Raw genomic sequence first — 15,687 nt, 5'->3', positions numbered from 1 at the left:
GGCCCGGGTTGGGCTGGGCTGGGCTCGCCGGGACCGTGTCGGCCGTGAAGCCCGGCTCGGTGATGACCGTGGTGACAGTGCAGCTCGACGGCGGTCAGTCCGTCGTCGCGTCGATCACGAAGGATGCGGCCCAGGAGCTGGAGCTCGAGGTCGGCAAGCCGGTCACCGTGCTGGTGAAGTCGACGGAGGTCATGCTCGGGGTCGAGTGAGCCCTGGTGACGAGACCCGGGCCCGGCGTGAAGAGGGCCCGGGTTTTTCGTGTCCCCAGCCCAGCCCAGCCCAGAAGTCGAGCCCACCCTCGCGCTCCGATTACGGTTCCCTTCCACGACCGTGCGCCGCCGCCGTCCCGTGGGTGTCGGGCGGCTGGACGACCGGGCGGAACGTCGAGCGCATGGTCGAAGTCCTCTGGTTCCGCGGCGAGATCATGGTCGCGGCGCGCAATGGTGGAAAACGGTTGTGGGACTTGGCTTCCCGCTGCTTGCCGGCCGACCTGGACCGGACGCCGCTGCCCGACGAGGAGGTGGGTCGAAGCAAGTGCGGACCACGCGCGGCGCGCCCTCGGCGTCGCCCGCGAGCAGGACATCGAGCAGCACTTCGTCCGCGAGCGCTACCCCGGCCTCACCACGGCGTTCGCGAAGCTCGTCGCCGACGAGCGCGTCACCAAGGTCACCCTCGAAGACGACCCAATCCCCTGGTACGTCCACGCCGACCGCACACCACCGGGCGACTGGAGCCCGCGCACCACCCTGCTGTCGCCGTTCGACAACCTCATCTGCGACCGCGCCCGTACGGAACGCCTGTGGGACTTCGCCTTCCGCACGGAGATGTACGTGCCGAGGGCCAACCGCCAGTACGGCTACTACGTGCTCCCGATCCTCCACGGCGACCGCCTGATCGGCCGTGTCGCGCCGCGGCTGAACCGACAAGGGTGTGCTCGAGATCGAGGGCGTCTATTCCGAACCCAGTGCTCCGGCGAACGCCGCAAAGGAGGTCAGCCACGCCATCACCGAGCTCGCGACGTTCGTCGGCGCGACCCGTGTTCGACTGCGCAGGGCCGGTGCCCGACCGGTGGCGCACAGCTCTTACCCGAAATTGACGTTTTCCTTGCGCGACTTGATCATGCGTGGAGTGTCCGCTTTGCCCTACCGTAAAACTTAGCGTCAACAAGCATTCACGGGAAGGACGGATCACATGTGGGCACCGCTCACCGTCGCGCTGCTGGTCGGCTTCTCCGGGAACCTGTCACTCGACCGGCCGGGGTACGCGATCCCGTTCCTCGTGCTCGCGGCGATCGTCGTCGGCACTGCTGTGGCCCTGCGCAACCGCAAGACCGCGTAGTCAGCCGCGCACCGGCTTGCCCGGTAGCGCATCCGGCACGATCTCACCGTCTCGCACGACCGGCGACCCGTTCACCAGCACGTGGACGACGCCCGCCGACGGCCGCGTCCCGTCCACATAGGACGCCTGATCCGTGATCCGCTCCGGGTCGAAGACCACCACGTCGGCGTCGCTGCCGGCGCGCAGGCGGCCCTTGCGCCGCAGCGCGGGCACAGCCTCGTCGAGCACCTGCGCAGGTAGCAGCGAGCAGCGTGCCACGGCGTCGGCCAGCGTCAGCTTGCCCGTTTCCCGGTACAGACGGCGGATGGCGCGCGCGAACGTGCCCGCCCCGCGCGGGTGCCCGAGCGCGCCCGGCGGCAGTGGCCACGTGAGCGGATCGGGCTGCGGTCCTGTCCAGGTCAACGGCATCGCGTCACTGGCGACCGCGGCGCCGTCGAAAAGCAGAGCGCTTTCAAGGTGCGCGAGGTCGGCGGGATCGTCCTCGTCGAGGAAGTGCAGCAGGGCCAACGCGCCAGGGTCGCTCGCACGCACCTCGGCGAGGCGAGCGGCGTCCGCGATGCGCTCTCCCGTGCCGACGAGCACGAGCGAGTCAGGCCGGATTCCTTGCCGCGCAAGCACTTCCGGCGCGAGGAAGGCCGCCCCGATGGCCGTCGAACCGGCACCGTAGGGATACGCCTCGGTCGTCACCTCGGCGCCTTCCAGCCGGCACCGTTCCACGAGCCCGAGCACGCGGTCGACCTGCCGGCCCGACGTGCTGTTCACGTGGCAGTAGTGCAGGTGCACGCCCGTCTGCCCGGCGACGCGCACGATCTCTTCGGCGCCGTCGACGGGCACGTCCGGATCAGCCTCCACGAGCGGCCGCGCGTGCGTGAACACCGGCCGGCCGGCTTCCGCGGCCAACTCGGCCACGGCGACGAACTCGGCCGGGTCGAGGTGCGGCGCGTACCCGGCGAGCACGCCGACGCCCAGCGCGCGCGGCCAGGTCGGCCGAGAGGTGCTCGAAGATCCGCGCCCGCTCGGCCGCCGACGCCTCGGCCCGCCAAGCCGGCACGCCGAGGTGCGCCAGCACGGTCGCGGCGGAACCGTCGAGTGGCGCGCCCGCGAGCACGGCCATGCGCGACAACGCCCACGACGTCGAGACGCCGTAGTTGATCGGCCGGCCCTGCGCCGCGGCCCGCTCGTAGGCGAGAGCGACCGGCGTGACGCCGGCTTCCAGCTCGAGCGCGGTGGTCACGCCGTCGAGGGCTTGCAGCCGTTGCTCGGGGATCGCCTGACCGTGGCTGTGGAGGTCGACGAACCCGGGAGCGACGACGAGGCCCGTCGCGTCGATCACGTGCTCGCCTTCGAGCGGTGTCGTCGAGACCACACTCACCGAGCCGGCTCTGATCCCGACGTCGGCCACGGCGTCGAAGCCGCTTTCGGGGTCGAGCACGCGTCCGCCCCTGATCACGAGCGGGAAGTTGTCCTGGGAAGTCGTCACGGTTCACTCCTGCGAGTGTGCGCGGGCACACACACAAGGTACTGCCGGTTCACCCGGCCGTGGCATCGACCCGCCACCCCCTGTTCGTTGACATGTCCGCATTCTCGGGCATAATTGCGGACGTGTCATCAAACGCCGCCTGATCGAGCCTCGAGCAGCGGAAACACGGCGGTGACAAACCCCTCGAACCAGGAAAGTCGGACATGACCAAGATTGCGATCATCCTCGGCAGCACCCGTCCGGGCCGCAACGGCGAAGCCGTGGCGAAGTGGGCCCTCGACATCGCGAAGCAGCGCGGCACCGCCGAGTACGAACTCCTCGACCTCCTCGACTTCGAGCTCCCGCACCTCGACGAGCCGCTGCCGCCGGCGATGGGCCAGTACGCGCAGGAGCACACCAAGCGCTGGGCCGAGAAGATCGCGGAGTTCGACGGCTACGTCTTCGTGACGGCGGAGTACAACCACGCCATCCCCGGCCCGCTGAAGAACGCCATCGACTTCCTGGGCGCCGAGTGGAACAACAAGGCCGCCGGCTTCGTCGGCTACGGGTCCGTCGGTGCCGTCCGGGCCGTGGAGCAGCTGCGCCTCGTGCTCAGCAACCTGCAGGTCGCGCACGTCACCAGCCAGGTGGCGCTGTCGCTGTTCACCGACTTCGAGAACATGTCGGAGTTCAAGCCGGCCGCGATGCACACCGACTACCTCAACACGACGCTCGACCAGGTCGAGGCGTGGAGCAAGGCGCTGGCGACCCTGCGCGCTGCCTGATCCTCGTGTTTCGCCGCGCGCCCGCCGGGTAGCCGACGGGCGCGAAGGGAGGCGACACGATGAACGACAAGGCTGAGAACAAGGCCGAAGAGCTCAAGGGCCGCGCCAAGGAAGCAGCCGGCAACGCGACCGACAACGAGCAGTGGCAGGCCGAGGGCAAGGCCGAACAGGGCAAGAGCAACCTGAAACAGGCCGCCGACAAGGTGAAGGACGCCATCAAGGGCGCCTCCGACTGACCTCAGACCGGGAAAGCCCAGGACCATCGTGGTCCTGGGCTTTTTCGCGCTTGCAGCAGGAGGGGTTTCTCGGGGCGAGGCATTGTTGGGGGCACAGGTTTCTCACGGGCAAGGGTTTCTCGGGCGGCTGAGCCTTCCAAGGGGAGGGTTTGCCAAGCGGACGGGCTTTACGGAGGCGCGGGTTTTCTGCGCGGCCAAGCTTCCACAGGCAGGGCTTCTCACGCAGGCCCCGCCTCCGGGGCACGCGATCTCCCAGCGCACGCGATGTCCTAGCCGCAGGCAGTCACCCACGGCAGGCCGTAACTCAGCGCAGGCTGTCATTCCCGAAGAACGGTCCCGGACGGCACTGGTCGTCCGTGTCATCCAGGGCGCAGGCTCTCCCAAGCGCACCTTTCCCGGGAGGCGGGTCCCCTCAGCGGCGGCATCTGACAACGGGCTTCTTCCAAGGCTGGCGTCTCCCAGGACGACCGGTCTCTACAGCCCCACCCGACAACACAGCCCCACCCGGCAACACAGCCCCACCCGGCAACACAGCCCCACCCGGCAACACAGCCCCACCCGGCAACACAGCCCCGCCCGACAACACAGCCCCACCCTCCCAGGGGGCCACCCCAAGTCCATTCTATCGGCCACCACCGACAAAACGTCTGGTCAAAGCTGAGTTGTCCACAATTCGACCGCACTCGCCGACCCTGTGGACACTTACAATCTTGCGTAAAACGCACTCTTTGCGCGGCACGCAAAATTCCGCTAACGTCGTGGAATGACCGAACGACCGAGCCTGCGGGAGCGCCGCCGGCAGGAGACGCGCACCGCCATCTCGTGGGCGGCGATCCGGCTCGCGGTCGAGCGCGGTCTGGACAACGTGACCATCGAGGACATCGCGAACGAAGCCGGCGTCTCGCCGCGCACGGTGAACAACTACTTCTCCAGCAAGGCCGAGGCCATCGCGGCCCGGCACCACGACCGCGCGATCGGCATCGCCGAGCGGGTGCGCGCGCGGCCGGCGGATGAGCCCATCTGGGAGGCCATCACGCAGGCCGCGTTGGCGCGGTTCGAGGCCGATCACACCGAGCAGACCGACCAGACAGGCCCTGTGTCCACACCGGATCCGGAGTGGACACAGGGCGTGCAGCTGATGATGGCCGAGCCGGCCCTGCAAGGCGAGTTCCAGAAAGCCAACGTAGCGGCCGAAATCGCGCTCTCACAGGCTGTCGCCGACCGCACCGGGACCGACGCGGACCACGATCTCTACCCCCTGCTCGTCGCCACCGCGGCGGGCGCGGCGATCCGTGCGGCCATGGCCCACTGGGCGCGTGCGGACCCACCCGTTTCCTTCCGCGAGGTGCTGCGCGAGGTGTTCAGCGCGGTGACCGTCGAACTTTGAGGAGAACCATGCCCGCGACCGACGTCGTGATCGCCGGTGCCGGCCCCAACGGGCTGATGCTGGCGTGCGAGCTCAGACTGGCCGGAGTACGGCCGATCGTCCTGGAACGGCTGACCGAACGCAGCGGTGAGCCGCGCGCCAACGGGCTCGTCGGCCAAGTCGTCCCGTTGCTGCACCGCCGGGGCCTGTACGAGCCGCTCACCGGACAGTCGGCACCGGCTCCGACGCCGCGGTACATCTTCGGCGCCTTCCCGCTCGACCTCAGCCAGCTGCCCGTGAACCCGCTGTACCTGCTACCGATCCAGCAGTACGAGCTGGAAAAGGCCTTGGAGGAACGGGCTCTTTCGCTCGGCGTGGAGATCCGGCGCGGGCACGAAGTCGCCGGCTTCACCCAGGGCGAGTCGGTGCAGGTCACCATCGAAGGTCCACAAGGGCCGTACACAGTGGACGCACAGTTCCTGGTCGGCGCCGACGGCGGCCGCAGCACCGTCCGCAAGCTCGCCGGCATTGATTTCCCCGGTGTCACGTGGGACAAAGTCCTCTCCTACACCGTCGACGTGAGCGTGCCGGACGACCTGGTCGACCCGGCGTCGGGCGGGCTGCGCGTCGACGGGGTCGGCACCGTCGCACCGTTCCAGCACTTCCGCACGGAGACGGGCCTGTTCGTGTGGGCACCGTTCCCGAACGCGCCCCGGCGCATCGCGGTGTCGGAGCGCAGTGAAGCCGGGTTCCCGGACGACGTGGCGCCCACGCTCGACGAAGTCCGCACGAGCATCCGCCGCGTGCTCGGCGTGGACGTGCCGATCGATGCCCCGCCCGGCCCCGGACCGCACCAGCTGCGTCGCGTCACCGGCGGCAACACGCGCATCGCGGAGCGGTTCCGCGACGGCCGCGTGCTGCTCGTCGGCGACGCCGCCCACGTGCACTCGGCGATCGGCGGGCCCGGCCTGAACCTGGGGCTGCAGGACGCGGCGAACCTCGCGTGGAAGCTCGCGGCCGAGGTGCGCGGCTGGGCGCCGGCGGGCCTGCTGGACACCTATGACGCCGAACGCCAGCCGATCAGCCGGCGCGTGGTGATGCACACGCAGGCGCAGGGTGTGCTGACCGGGCCGGGCCCGGAGATCACGGCGCTGCGCGAGTTGTTCGGCGAGCTCCTGGGCTACCAGGACGTGCGGCAGCACCTCGCGGACCTCCTGTCGGGCGCCGACCTCCGCTACGGCGACGACCCGCACCCGCTCGTCGGCCGGTGGGCGCCGGACCTCGCGTCCGAAGCTGTCGCGCAGGCGTACCGCGCGGCGCGGCCGGTGCTGGTCGACCTGACGGCAGACGGATCGGTCGTCGCGGCGGCCGAGCCGTGGCGGGATCGCGTCGACGCCGTCGCCACGACTGAGGACCTCGACGCGACCGCGCTGCTGATCCGGCCCGACGGCTACGTGGCGTGGGCGTCGTCCGAGGCGCAACCGGACACCGCCGACCTGGAGAAGGCGTTGCAGAGCTGGTTCGGCGCGCCCGTCACGACCGTAGCCGGGTGACGGCGACGTTGACGCACACGGACGCGTCCAGCCGGCCGTCGGCGTTCACCATGCTCCGGGTGGCCACGGTGAACGCGGTGCGCAGGCCCTTCGTCTGCGTCTCGTCCAGGGTCGCCATCTGGTAGTAGGACTCTCGGCACGCCTGCCAAACCTCGTCGGGCGTGCCGCCGAGGTCGACGAGGATCGGATCCCACGAAACGGGTTCGAAGCCGGCCGGGCCGAGCAGTTCGTCGAGTCCTTCGCGCGTGCGCGTGCGCGGATCGCCGACGCTCGGCACTCGGCGTTCCTCGGGCACGACGGCGAACAGGGGGCGCGCGACTTTGAGGAAGATCTCCATCGCGTCGAGACCGCCGCCCCCGAGACCGAGCGCCAGCGTGCCGCCGGGTTTCAGCACGCGCACGACCTCCGCGACGACCCGGTCGACGTCGGCCATGAGCATCAGCGCCATGACCGACACGACGGTGTCGAACTCGCCGTCGGCGAACGGCAGCTCCTGCGCGCGGCCGACCCGCACGTCGGCGTCGGCCAGCGCGGGCCGGCGGCCGGCCGCCTCGACGTGGCCGGGTGACAGGTCGATGCCGGCGGCCTTTTCGGCACCACGTTCCTTGAGCACGGCGAGCAGGGCTCCGTCGCCGCAGCCGAGGTCCAGTACGGCTTTCGCGCCGTCGACGCGATCGGCGAACACCTCGTACGGGGTGCGCCCGTCGCCGGCCACGCGGCCGCGCTCCGTCAGCCCGGACGCCGCACCCGGGCGGCGGTCGTGGTAGCTGCGCAGGAACTGCTCGGCGGACGTCATGCCGAGACGTTAGCGCGGATCGTCACTGCGCCAGGTGCGTTTGCACCAGGTTGAGGCAGACGGCGGCGGGCAGGATCCCCTCGGGGGTCAGCAGTTCGCGCGTCGCTTCCGTGAACTCGGCCTCGAGGCGCTCCGGCTGCGCGTCGCCAGGGCGTCGGCCGGGTACAGGGTTTCGCAGCACATTGCCCACGCCTGCTCGGGCGGCGCGTCGAACTCGATCACGAGCTGGTCCCACGCAACGGGTTCGAACCCCACCGGGCCGAGGATCCCGTCGAACCCCTCCCGCGTTCTCGTGCGGCGGTCGCCTTCGTCCGGCGCCCGCCGGGCTTCCGGCACGGCGTCGAACATCGGCCGGGCGAGGTCGTGGAACACCTCCTCGCGCCGGTGACCCCGCCCCCACCCAACCACCGCCGCGAACACCCCGCGCGCCATCAGCACCCGCGCTGCCTCCGCGCCGACCGTGTCGAGGCCGGCCATCAACATCAACGTCATGTGCGCCACGACGGCGCGGAACAGTCCGGGGGCCGTCACTGCGATCCGCCAAGTAAGGCTCTGCAGCGCGGATCCGCAGCAAGCCGAGGCCGGACAAGCTGATCGAACCGCACGACGCCAGGCCGGGCGTGGGGTTTCTCATGGAGGCAACCACAGCGGGATTTGATAAATCTCTCCCATGGAGAACGAGGTGCTGCTGGGCATCGACATCGGCACGACCGCGGTGAAAGTGGCCGCGTTCACGGACGACGGGCGGGTGCGCGGCGTGCACAGCGTCGCCTATCCGATCGCGCGGCCGCGGGCCGGCTGGGCGGAGCAGGATCCCGAGGACTGGTGGCACGGCTGCGTGACGGCGATTCGCACCGTCCTTTCCGGACTCCCCGGCGCCGTGGTCAAGGCGGCCGGGATCGTGAGCCAGGTCAACACGCACCTGCTCGCCGACGCGGAGCTCACGCCGTTGACGCCCGCCGCGATCTGGCAGGACCAGCGGTGCGCGGACGTGGCGCGTGCGCTGGACGCGCGGTTCACCCCCGAGGACAAGCTGCGCATCTGGGGCGGGCCGGTGGCGCTGGACGCGTCGTTCGTCGGCGCGCGGGCGGCGTGGTTCCGGCGGCACCGACCGGACGAATGGGCGCGGGCACGGTGGATCCTGAGCCCCAAGGACTTCATCGGGGCGCGCCTCACGGGCCGCGTCGCGACGGACAAGCTGTCGGGGGTGCGGATCGCGGGCGCGCGCGGGTACTTGCCTGAAGTCGTCGAGCTCGTCGACGGGCTCGGGGGGCGGCTGCCTGAGCTGCTGGAGCCCGAGGCGGTGCTCGGGACGTCGCCCGAACTCGGCGCACCCGTGGTCGTCGGCACGATGGACGCGTTCGGCGCTGTGTTCGGCACGCGCACGACGGAGGCGGGCCGGGGCATGATCTCGTGCGGGACATCGCTGGTCGTGGCCGGCGCGTCGCACAAAAGCACATCGGCGCCCGGCATCGTCACCTTCCCGCCCCGGGGCGACCTCTCCGTCCACGCCGGACCGACGCAGGCCGCCGGTGACGCCGTGCGGTGGTGGAGCCAGGTGTCGGGACTGGCCGTGCCCGAGGTGTTCGAATCCGCACAAAAGGGCCGGCCCGGGATCGTCTTCACGCCCTACCTCCAAGGCGAACGCGCCCCGCTGTGGGACGCCGACGTCCGGGGCAGCTTCCTCGGCCTCAGTGCGTCGGCCACACAGGCGGACCTGTCGCGCGCGGTCCTGACCGGCGTCGCGTTCTCGGCGCGGCACGTGCTGGAACGCGTCGAGGAGGCGTGTGGCCTTCGCCTGCCGTCCTTGACGTTTTCCGGCGGAGGCGCGCGCAGCGACCTGTGGACGCAGCTGCACGCCGACGCGCTGGGCCGGCCGATCGAGCGCCTCCGGGTCCACGACAGCGCCGCGCTCGGGGCCGCGCTGCTGGGTGCCGTCGGAGTGAAACGCCACCCCGATGTGGAAACCGCGGCCGCTGCGACCGTGGCCGTGGAGCGCGTGTTCGAGCCGCGAGAGGACCTGACACGGCTGTACGAGGCGTACCGCGCTTCGCACGAAGGCCTTGCGAAGGTGCACGCGCTGCTGAAGTAATGGGCGCATGAGGACGATCCGCTACGGCGCCGAGCCGAGCCAGTACATCGAGGTCCACGGAGAAACCGGCCGCGGCACGATCCACCTGCTGCACGGCGGCTGGTGGCGCGCCCAGCGCGACCTGCACCTCATGGATGCGCTCGCGGCCGACCTCGCCGCCGCCGGCTGGCTCGTCGCGAACCTCGAGTACCGCCGCATCGACGGCGACACCGGCGGCTGGCCACAAACGCTCGACGACGTGCGGGCCGGCCTCGCCGCCGTGCCCGCCACGCAAGGGCGGCCGGCCGTCGCGATCGGCCACTCCGCAGGCGGTCACCTCGCGCTGCTGGCAAGCGCCGGCCTCTCCGCCGTCGTCGGTCTCGCCCCGATCACCGACGTGCCGCGCAGCGCCGCCGAAGGCCTGGGCGAAGGCGCCGCGAGCCTGTTCCTCCCGGAACCCGACCCGGCGGCCTCACCCCTCACGTCCGTCCCGCTCGGCGTCCCGCAGCTGATCCTCCACGGCGATGCCGACGTCCGCGTGCCCGTCGAGCACAGCCGCGCCTACGTCGCCGCCGCCCGGGAAGCCGGCGACGCCGTGGACTACACCGAACTCCCCGGCGTGGACCACTTCCGCGTCATCGACCCGGGCGACGAACCGTGGCAGCACGTCCGGAATTGGCTGAACGCCCGGTTCGCCTAGCGCGCACACCGTCCGAAGCAGACTCCCCGTCCCCGGTTTGCCCGAACGCACCACGGGGTCGGGCAGGAAGCGCCGAAGGTCAGACGTTCGCTTCCACGAACCGGTGACCCTCGGTATTCTCGACCATGATCGAGGCCACCTCGTTGGGATCGACGAGGGCCGAACCGTTCAGGTCGGCACCGTCGTGGACCGCCTTGGGGGAGACGAGCCAGCTGCCCGCGATTTCGCGGTCGCCGTTCTTGCTGACGACGATGAGCCGGCACTTCTCCCCCGCCGGGATGCCCGTGACGGCGGCTTCGACGCGCACCCAGCCGGCGGCCGGCACAATGCTCGCGGTGAGCCGGGCGTCGCCGGACGTGCCGCTGATGAACTTCGTGCCGGGCACGGTGCTGGACGCCGACGAAGGCACCGGCGCGGGCAACGGCGGAACGGCGACCGCCGGGCCGGAGGAAGTGCCCGACTTGCCGACGACGACCCCGACGCCCATTGCGGCCGCGGCGACGACCACGGCAGCCGTGGCGGCCAGGAACCGACCGCGCCCGGCCGAACTGCGCGCCTCGGAACGCACCTGGCGCAGCGTGCGCTGCAGCAGCAGGTCGCCGCCGTCGGGCGGTCCGTCGAGCAGCGCCTCCGGCGGCACCTCGCCGAGGAACTCCTGCATCTCGCGCAGCGATTCGACCTCCGCGCGGCAGTCCGCGCAGCCGGCGAGGTGCGCCTCGATCGCCTGCTTCTCCTCCGCCGACACCTCACCGGCGACGTAACCGGCGAGGTCCGCGTGCTCGGAAAGCTCACTCATCACGCCGCCCCCACGCGCTGGTCCTGGAACTTCTCGCGCAACGCCCGCAACCCGTAGTACGAACGGGATTTCACCGTCCCCGGCGGAATGCCCAGCTTCTCGGCGGCCTCCGTCACGGTGCGGCCGTGCAGGTACATCTGCTCGAGGACCTCGCGGTGCTCCGGCGACAGGCCCTCGAGCGCCGAGAGCACCACCATGGAGTCGACGACGTGGTCGGCGTGGTCGTTCTCCACCGGCACGGTCGTCGGCGACTCCGCGACCTCGGCCGGGCGCGCGTCACGCGCGCGGACCTTGTCGATCACCAGGTTGCGCACCACGGTCAGCAGCCAGCCACGCACCGAGCCCTTGCCGTTGAGCAGGCTGTCCGGGTTGCGCCACGCGCGCACCAGTGCCTCCTGCACGACGTCCTCCGCGGCCGCGCGGTCGCCGAGCAATCTCGTGGCGTAGGCGAGCATCGCCTTGCCGTGCTCCTCGAACAACGAGCGGACGAGCGCCTCGTCGGCCACCTGCTGGCGGTGACGGGTCCTCAACCCGGCCATTCCGGACCACCCTCCCCGAACCGGCGATCACGCTCGCCGTGTTGCGCAGAACTTTAGGACAGCGCATTGGGCCGTCCGCACGAGGTGTACCGCCAGAACCACGACCCACAGTGGCCGTTGGACACCCGGCGCTAGTCAACACCTTCCCCTGAACGGACGATTCCCATTACGGCGGGCAACCGAGACCTTCGGACACGGACCGTGCCCGTTCGTCCTCCCCCGTAGCCCCTCAGCGGCCCCTCAGCAGCCCTCAGCAGCCCTCAGTAGGGGTGCAGACCACCGTCGACGGGCAGCACGTGGTTCGTCAGGTAGCCGTTGCCGAGCACGGCGAAGGCGAAGTCGGCGATCTCCTCGGGCGTCCCCAGCCGGCCCACCGGGATCATTTTCGCGAGGTCGCCCGGGTCGCCGGGCAGCATGGCCGTGCGCTCGATCAGCGCCGGGGCCAGCGCGTTCACCGTCACGCCGTCGGCGGCCACGCGCGGCGCCAGGTGGTGCACGAGCCCGTGGAGGGCGGCCTTCGACGCCGCGTAGTCCGGACCCACCACGCCACCCGTGAGGCCCGCGACCGAGGACGTGTAGAGGATCCGGCCGAACCCGCGTTCGCGCATGCCGCCGAGCACGGCCTGCGTCAGCAGGAACGGCGCGCGTGTGTTCACGGCGAACGTCTCGTCCCAGTCGGCCGCGGTGATCTCCCGGTCCAGCTCACGGCGCCGCGAACGGCCGTGGTTGGCCACGAGCACGTCCACCGGCCCGAGACTCGTTTCAACGGCTGCGACGAGTTCCTCAGCGGCCGACGCCACGGCGAGGTCGGCCTGCAGCGCGACCCCGCCCGTCTCCCGCGCCACCGCTTCGGCGGCCTCGCGCGTCGCCGAATAGTGCACGGCAACTTTCAAGCCCTCCGCGGCCAGCCGGCGGACGAGCGCGCCGCCGATCCCGCCGCTGCCTCCGGTGACGAGGGCCACGTGATCCCGCAGAGTCATGTCCCCGACCCTACGGGCGATCAGCCGATCGGGCCGCTCACCGGGATCAGGGTCACCGTCGCCGTCTTGCCGCCCTGGCCCGCCACGGTGACGCGCAGCCGATCGCCGGGGTGGTGGGTGTCCAGCACGGCGACCAGCGCGGTCGCCGACGTCACCGGTTTGTCGTCGACGCCCACCACGAGCAGGTTCGCCTTGAGCCCCAATTTGGCCGCGGGCCCGCCCGCCACCACGGACTTGATGAGCGCGCCCGAGCCGTTGCCTCCGTCGACCACGGTGAGGCCGAGGAACGCACTCGGTCCGATGTGGACGGTGTCCGACGCCTTACCGTCGCGGATGCGCTGCGCGATGTCGGTTGCCTGCGCGATCGGGATCGCGAAGCCCTCGTGGGGGCGCAGGCCCTCGTCGAAGACGTACCCGGCGTTCGCGGCGGTGTCGATGCCGATCACGCGGCCCTGCGGGTCGGCGAGCGGGCCGCCGGAGTCGCCCGACCGGACGTCGGCGTCGACCTGGATCAGGTCGTGCAGCGTCTCGGTGGCGCCGGTGACCTCGTCGGCCGCGGTCACCTGCCGGCCGAGTCTCGTGACCTTGCCGGGTGACGCGCTCGGCGGACCGCCGACGCCGCCTGCGTTGCCGACGGCGACGACCGCGTCGCCGATGCGCGTAGCGTTCGAGTCGCCGAGGGTCGCCGCGGCGAGGCCGCTCGCGCCGTCGAGCTTGAGCAGGGCGATGTCGTGAGCGCGGTCGTAACCCAGCACGGTGGCGTCGTAGCCGCGGCCGTTGCCGACGTCGGTGACGCGCATCGAGGTGGTGGCGCCCTCGACGACGTGGTTGTTGGTGAGCACCAGCCCGTCGGGGCTCAGGACGATGCCGGTGCCCGCGGCGCCGCCGCCCTCGAGACCCAGCTCCACATCGATGTTCACCACGGCCGGGCTCACCTTCGCGAGCGCCGCGGCGACGTCGAACGGCGGCGGGGCCGCGCTGACCACCTTCGCCGGAGCGGGTGGCGGCTTGGGACCCCACGCGTAGTGCCCGACGGCGATCCCCACCAGCCCCAGCAGCACGACCAGGCCCACCGCGAGCAGCACGGCGCGCAGCGGACGCTTCTTCGGCTCTTCGGGACCAGGCGGCGGTTCCTGCGGCCGCGGCGGCGGAACGAGGGACGGCTGCTGTGCCCACGGCGCGCCGAGAGGGGCGCCGGTGTTGTCGCTCATCTTCGGTTCCTGCCGCTCGGATCGCCGCGGGGACGGCCGGGTTCTCCCCGACACGATCGGGGACAGTACTGCCAGACCCGCCGCGGTGTGGGTTGGGCTCGAAGTGATCTTCCCAGCCCGCTCCTCTCACCAGGTCGGCGCACGCCGGTGCCGTGCACTGGGATCACCGCCCCGGCGCCCGACCGCCCGGCCGTCGGGAGCGCGATGCGTTCACCGCCTCCCGACGGCCACCTCCACGTGACTGTGGTCACATCGTCCTTTGTGGACTAGATGTGCCGGGTCTGGCGCCCTCGGCCTGCGCGGAAGTACCGTCCCAGGGGAGACGAGGAGAGGTCATGGCCGAACACTTCAAGATGCTCATCGGCGGCCGAGCCGTCGACGCGATCAGCGGCAAGACGTTCGAATCACGCAACCCCTACACCGGCGAACCCTGGGCCGTGCTGCCCGACGGCGGCCCCGAAGACGTCGACGCGGCCGTGCAGGCGGCCCGCGCGGCCCTCGAAGGCGAATGGGGCTCGGCCACGGGCTTCACCCGCGCCGCGCTGCTGCGCCGGCTGGGTGACCTCATCGCCGCCAACGCCGAACGGCTCGCGCGCCTGGAGGTCAACGACTCCGGCAAGCTGCTGCGCGAGATGCTCGGCCAGCTCACCGCCCTCGGCGGCTGGTACCACTACTTCGCGGGACTGGCCGACAAGATCGAGGGCCGGCAGATCCCGTCGCCCAACCCCAACTACCTCGTGTACACGCGCCGGGAGCCCGTCGGCGTGGTCGCGGCCATCACGCCGTGGAACTCGCCGCTGCTGCTGATGACGTGGAAGCTCGCACCCGCGCTGGCGGCGGGCTGCACGGTCGTCGTGAAGCCCTCGGAGCACGCACCCGTGTCGACGCTCGGCTTCGCGGAGCTGGTGACCGAGGCCGGGTTCCCGCCGGGTGTGGTCAACGTCGTCACCGGGCTTTCGCGCGAAACGGGCGCCGCGCTTGCCGGGCACCCGGGCGTGGACAAGGTGGCGTTCACCGGCTCGACCGCCACCGGGCGCGCGGTCGCTCGCGCGGCCGCGGACAACCTCGTGAAGGTGACGCTGGAGCTCGGCGGGAAGTCGCCGCAGGTCGTGTTCCCCGACGCCGACCTCGAAGCCGCCGCGAACGGGATCGTCGCGGGTGTCTTCGCCGCCACCGGGCAGACGTGCATGGCGGGCTCGCGCCTGATCGTGCACGCGGACGTCCACGACGAGCTGGTGCGGCTCGTGGCCGACCGCGCGGCGCGGATCAAGCTGGGCGACCCGACGGCGGCGGAGACCGAGATGGGGCCGGTGGCGAACGAGCCGCAGTACGAGAAGGTGTTGCAGTACCTGGAGACCGCGCGGGCGGAGGGTGCGACCGTGGCCTACGGCGGTGCGGCGGACGCCGGGCTGGGCGGACTGTTCGTCCAGCCGACGGTGCTGACCGGCGTGACCCCGGCCTCGACGGTGTACCGCGAGGAGGTCTTCGGGCCGGTGCTGGCGGCGCTGACGTTCACCGACGAGGACGAAGCCGTGAAGCTGGCCAACGACACGCCCTACGGCCTGGCGGGCGCGGTGTGGACCAAAGATGTGCACCGCGCGCACCGCGTCGCGGGCCGGATCCGGGCGGGGAGCGTGTGGATCAACGCATACCGCGTGGTGGCGCCGTCGGTTCCGTTCGGGGGCTTCAAGAACTCCGGTCTGGGGCGGGAGAACGGCGTGCACGCGGTGGACGAGTACCTCGAGGAGAAGGCGGTGTGGGTGGAACTGACCGGCGGGACGCGGGATCCGTTCACGCTGGGGTGAACCGTACGGTCCACTGTGGAAAACGGGGTTGCCCCGTCTGGCAGGATCGGTT

18 protein-coding genes are annotated in these 15,687 nt (G+C 71.2%); 10 read left to right on the top strand and 8 right to left on the bottom strand.

The window, feature by feature from the left end; all coding sequences use genetic code 11:
• Positions 1–44: 44 nt before the first annotated feature.
• The 3 genes from I6J71_RS06990 to I6J71_RS06980 all read left to right on the top strand — a co-directional run bounded on the left by I6J71_RS06990 (position 45) and on the right by I6J71_RS06980 (position 1,338).
• Positions 45–209: a molybdopterin-binding protein gene (locus tag I6J71_RS06990; protein ID WP_204093967.1), complete on the top strand. Its 165-nt coding sequence runs from the start codon at positions 45–47 to the stop codon at positions 207–209.
• Positions 210–440: 231 nt separating this feature from the next.
• Entirely contained in the window at positions 441–1,151 is a 711-nt protein-coding gene (locus I6J71_RS06985) for a DNA glycosylase AlkZ-like family protein (RefSeq protein ID WP_204093966.1), read from the top strand.
• Positions 1,152–1,191: 40 nt separating this feature from the next.
• Positions 1,192–1,338, top strand: coding sequence for a hypothetical protein (locus I6J71_RS06980; RefSeq protein ID WP_204093965.1), 147 nt, complete (start codon positions 1,192–1,194; stop codon positions 1,336–1,338).
• Here the strand turns inward: I6J71_RS06980 and I6J71_RS06975 are convergent, their stop codons facing one another.
• Together I6J71_RS06975 and I6J71_RS47755 are read right to left on the bottom strand one after the other, a co-directional pair.
• Positions 1,339–2,295: an amidohydrolase family protein gene (locus I6J71_RS06975; RefSeq protein ID WP_239154487.1), complete on the bottom strand. Its 957-nt coding sequence runs from the start codon at positions 2,293–2,295 to the stop codon at positions 1,339–1,341.
• Entirely contained in the window at positions 2,180–2,818 is a 639-nt protein-coding gene (locus tag I6J71_RS47755) for an amidohydrolase family protein (RefSeq protein WP_239154486.1), read from the bottom strand. Before I6J71_RS47755 ends, I6J71_RS06975 begins: the two co-directional genes overlap by 116 nt.
• Positions 2,819–3,021: 203 nt before the next feature.
• Between I6J71_RS47755 and I6J71_RS06970 the strand changes: the two genes are divergently transcribed.
• The 4 genes from I6J71_RS06970 to I6J71_RS06955 all read left to right on the top strand — a co-directional run bounded on the left by I6J71_RS06970 (position 3,022) and on the right by I6J71_RS06955 (position 6,737).
• A complete protein-coding gene (locus I6J71_RS06970; RefSeq protein WP_204093964.1) occupies positions 3,022–3,582 on the top strand; it encodes an NADPH-dependent FMN reductase in 561 nt (186 codons plus the stop codon).
• 59 nt (positions 3,583–3,641) lie between these two features.
• Positions 3,642–3,818 carry a CsbD family protein gene (locus I6J71_RS06965; RefSeq protein ID WP_204093963.1) on the top strand — a complete coding sequence of 59 codons (177 nt, stop codon included), beginning with the start codon at positions 3,642–3,644 and terminating at the stop codon, positions 3,816–3,818.
• Positions 3,819–4,581: 763 nt separating this feature from the next.
• The gene (locus I6J71_RS06960) at positions 4,582–5,205 is read left to right on the top strand and encodes a TetR family transcriptional regulator (protein ID WP_204093962.1); all 624 of its coding nucleotides are present in this window, start codon (positions 4,582–4,584) and stop codon (positions 5,203–5,205) included.
• 8 nt (positions 5,206–5,213) lie between these two features.
• Complete coding sequence (locus tag I6J71_RS06955) at positions 5,214–6,737, top strand: FAD-dependent monooxygenase (RefSeq protein ID WP_204093961.1); 1,524 nt, start codon at positions 5,214–5,216, stop codon at positions 6,735–6,737.
• Here I6J71_RS06955 and I6J71_RS06950 read toward each other — a convergent pair.
• Together I6J71_RS06950 and I6J71_RS06945 are read right to left on the bottom strand one after the other, a co-directional pair.
• Positions 6,718–7,533, bottom strand: coding sequence for a class I SAM-dependent methyltransferase (locus I6J71_RS06950; RefSeq protein WP_204093960.1), 816 nt, complete (start codon positions 7,531–7,533; stop codon positions 6,718–6,720). The two genes, I6J71_RS06955 and I6J71_RS06950, sit on opposite strands and share 20 nt — an antisense overlap.
• A gap of 87 nt (positions 7,534–7,620) precedes the next feature.
• On the bottom strand, positions 7,621–8,064 hold the full coding sequence (locus tag I6J71_RS06945) for a hypothetical protein (RefSeq protein ID WP_204093959.1): 444 nt from the start codon (positions 8,062–8,064) through the stop codon (positions 7,621–7,623).
• 139 nt (positions 8,065–8,203) lie between these two features.
• Between I6J71_RS06945 and I6J71_RS06940 the strand changes: the two genes are divergently transcribed.
• Together I6J71_RS06940 and I6J71_RS06935 are read left to right on the top strand one after the other, a co-directional pair.
• Positions 8,204–9,625 carry an FGGY-family carbohydrate kinase gene (locus I6J71_RS06940; RefSeq protein WP_204093958.1) on the top strand — a complete coding sequence of 474 codons (1,422 nt, stop codon included), beginning with the start codon at positions 8,204–8,206 and terminating at the stop codon, positions 9,623–9,625.
• Positions 9,626–9,632: 7 nt separating this feature from the next.
• A complete protein-coding gene (locus tag I6J71_RS06935) occupies positions 9,633–10,304 on the top strand; it encodes a S9 family peptidase (RefSeq protein ID WP_204093957.1) in 672 nt (223 codons plus the stop codon).
• 79 nt (positions 10,305–10,383) lie between these two features.
• Here the strand turns inward: I6J71_RS06935 and I6J71_RS06930 are convergent, their stop codons facing one another.
• The 4 genes from I6J71_RS06930 to I6J71_RS06915 all read right to left on the bottom strand — a co-directional run bounded on the left by I6J71_RS06930 (position 10,384) and on the right by I6J71_RS06915 (position 13,830).
• A complete protein-coding gene (locus I6J71_RS06930) occupies positions 10,384–11,100 on the bottom strand; it encodes an anti-sigma factor (RefSeq protein ID WP_204093956.1) in 717 nt (238 codons plus the stop codon).
• Entirely contained in the window at positions 11,100–11,639 is a 540-nt protein-coding gene (locus I6J71_RS06925) for a sigma-70 family RNA polymerase sigma factor (protein WP_204093955.1), read from the bottom strand. The genes I6J71_RS06930 and I6J71_RS06925 overlap by 1 nt, the downstream gene beginning before the upstream one ends.
• 260 nt (positions 11,640–11,899) lie before the next feature.
• Complete coding sequence (locus tag I6J71_RS06920; RefSeq protein WP_204093954.1) at positions 11,900–12,619, bottom strand: SDR family NAD(P)-dependent oxidoreductase; 720 nt, start codon at positions 12,617–12,619, stop codon at positions 11,900–11,902.
• A gap of 20 nt (positions 12,620–12,639) precedes the next feature.
• Positions 12,640–13,830, bottom strand: a complete 1,191-nt coding sequence (locus I6J71_RS06915; RefSeq protein WP_204093953.1) for a S1C family serine protease — start codon at positions 13,828–13,830, stop codon at positions 12,640–12,642.
• A 335-nt stretch (positions 13,831–14,165) separates the two neighbouring features.
• Here I6J71_RS06915 and I6J71_RS06910 point away from each other — a divergent pair, with 335 nt between their 5' ends.
• Complete coding sequence (locus I6J71_RS06910; RefSeq protein ID WP_204093952.1) at positions 14,166–15,635, top strand: aldehyde dehydrogenase; 1,470 nt, start codon at positions 14,166–14,168, stop codon at positions 15,633–15,635.
• The last annotated feature ends 52 nt before the right edge of the window (positions 15,636–15,687 follow it).

Origin of the sequence: Amycolatopsis sp. FDAARGOS 1241, from assembly GCF_016889705.1 — a bacterium.
Taxonomy (GTDB): Bacteria; Actinomycetota; Actinomycetes; order Mycobacteriales; family Pseudonocardiaceae; genus Amycolatopsis.
This window is presented reverse-complemented; position numbering and strand designations above follow the sequence as displayed.

Excerpts from the sequence above, each read along its gene's own strand:
- I6J71_RS06970 (WP_204093964.1), top strand. The coding sequence starts at position 3,022 with ATGACCAAGATTGCGATCATCCTCGGCAGCACCCGTCCGGGCCGCAAC.
- I6J71_RS06920 (WP_204093954.1), bottom strand. The coding sequence starts at position 12,619 with ATGACTCTGCGGGATCACGTGGCCCTCGTCACCGGAGGCAGCGGCGGG.
- I6J71_RS06925 (WP_204093955.1), bottom strand. The coding sequence starts at position 11,639 with ATGGCCGGGTTGAGGACCCGTCACCGCCAGCAGGTGGCCGACGAGGCG.
- I6J71_RS06910 (WP_204093952.1), top strand. The coding sequence starts at position 14,166 with ATGGCCGAACACTTCAAGATGCTCATCGGCGGCCGAGCCGTCGACGCG.
- I6J71_RS06935 (WP_204093957.1), top strand. The coding sequence starts at position 9,633 with ATGAGGACGATCCGCTACGGCGCCGAGCCGAGCCAGTACATCGAGGTC.
- I6J71_RS06915 (WP_204093953.1), bottom strand. The coding sequence starts at position 13,830 with ATGAGCGACAACACCGGCGCCCCTCTCGGCGCGCCGTGGGCACAGCAG.
- I6J71_RS06980 (WP_204093965.1), top strand. The coding sequence starts at position 1,192 with ATGTGGGCACCGCTCACCGTCGCGCTGCTGGTCGGCTTCTCCGGGAAC.
- I6J71_RS06985 (WP_204093966.1), top strand. The coding sequence starts at position 441 with ATGGTGGAAAACGGTTGTGGGACTTGGCTTCCCGCTGCTTGCCGGCCG.
- I6J71_RS06955 (WP_204093961.1), top strand. The coding sequence starts at position 5,214 with ATGCCCGCGACCGACGTCGTGATCGCCGGTGCCGGCCCCAACGGGCTG.
- I6J71_RS06965 (WP_204093963.1), top strand. The coding sequence starts at position 3,642 with ATGAACGACAAGGCTGAGAACAAGGCCGAAGAGCTCAAGGGCCGCGCC.
- I6J71_RS06950 (WP_204093960.1), bottom strand. The coding sequence starts at position 7,533 with ATGACGTCCGCCGAGCAGTTCCTGCGCAGCTACCACGACCGCCGCCCG.
- I6J71_RS06960 (WP_204093962.1), top strand. The coding sequence starts at position 4,582 with ATGACCGAACGACCGAGCCTGCGGGAGCGCCGCCGGCAGGAGACGCGC.
- I6J71_RS06940 (WP_204093958.1), top strand. The coding sequence starts at position 8,204 with ATGGAGAACGAGGTGCTGCTGGGCATCGACATCGGCACGACCGCGGTG.
- I6J71_RS06930 (WP_204093956.1), bottom strand. The coding sequence starts at position 11,100 with ATGAGTGAGCTTTCCGAGCACGCGGACCTCGCCGGTTACGTCGCCGGT.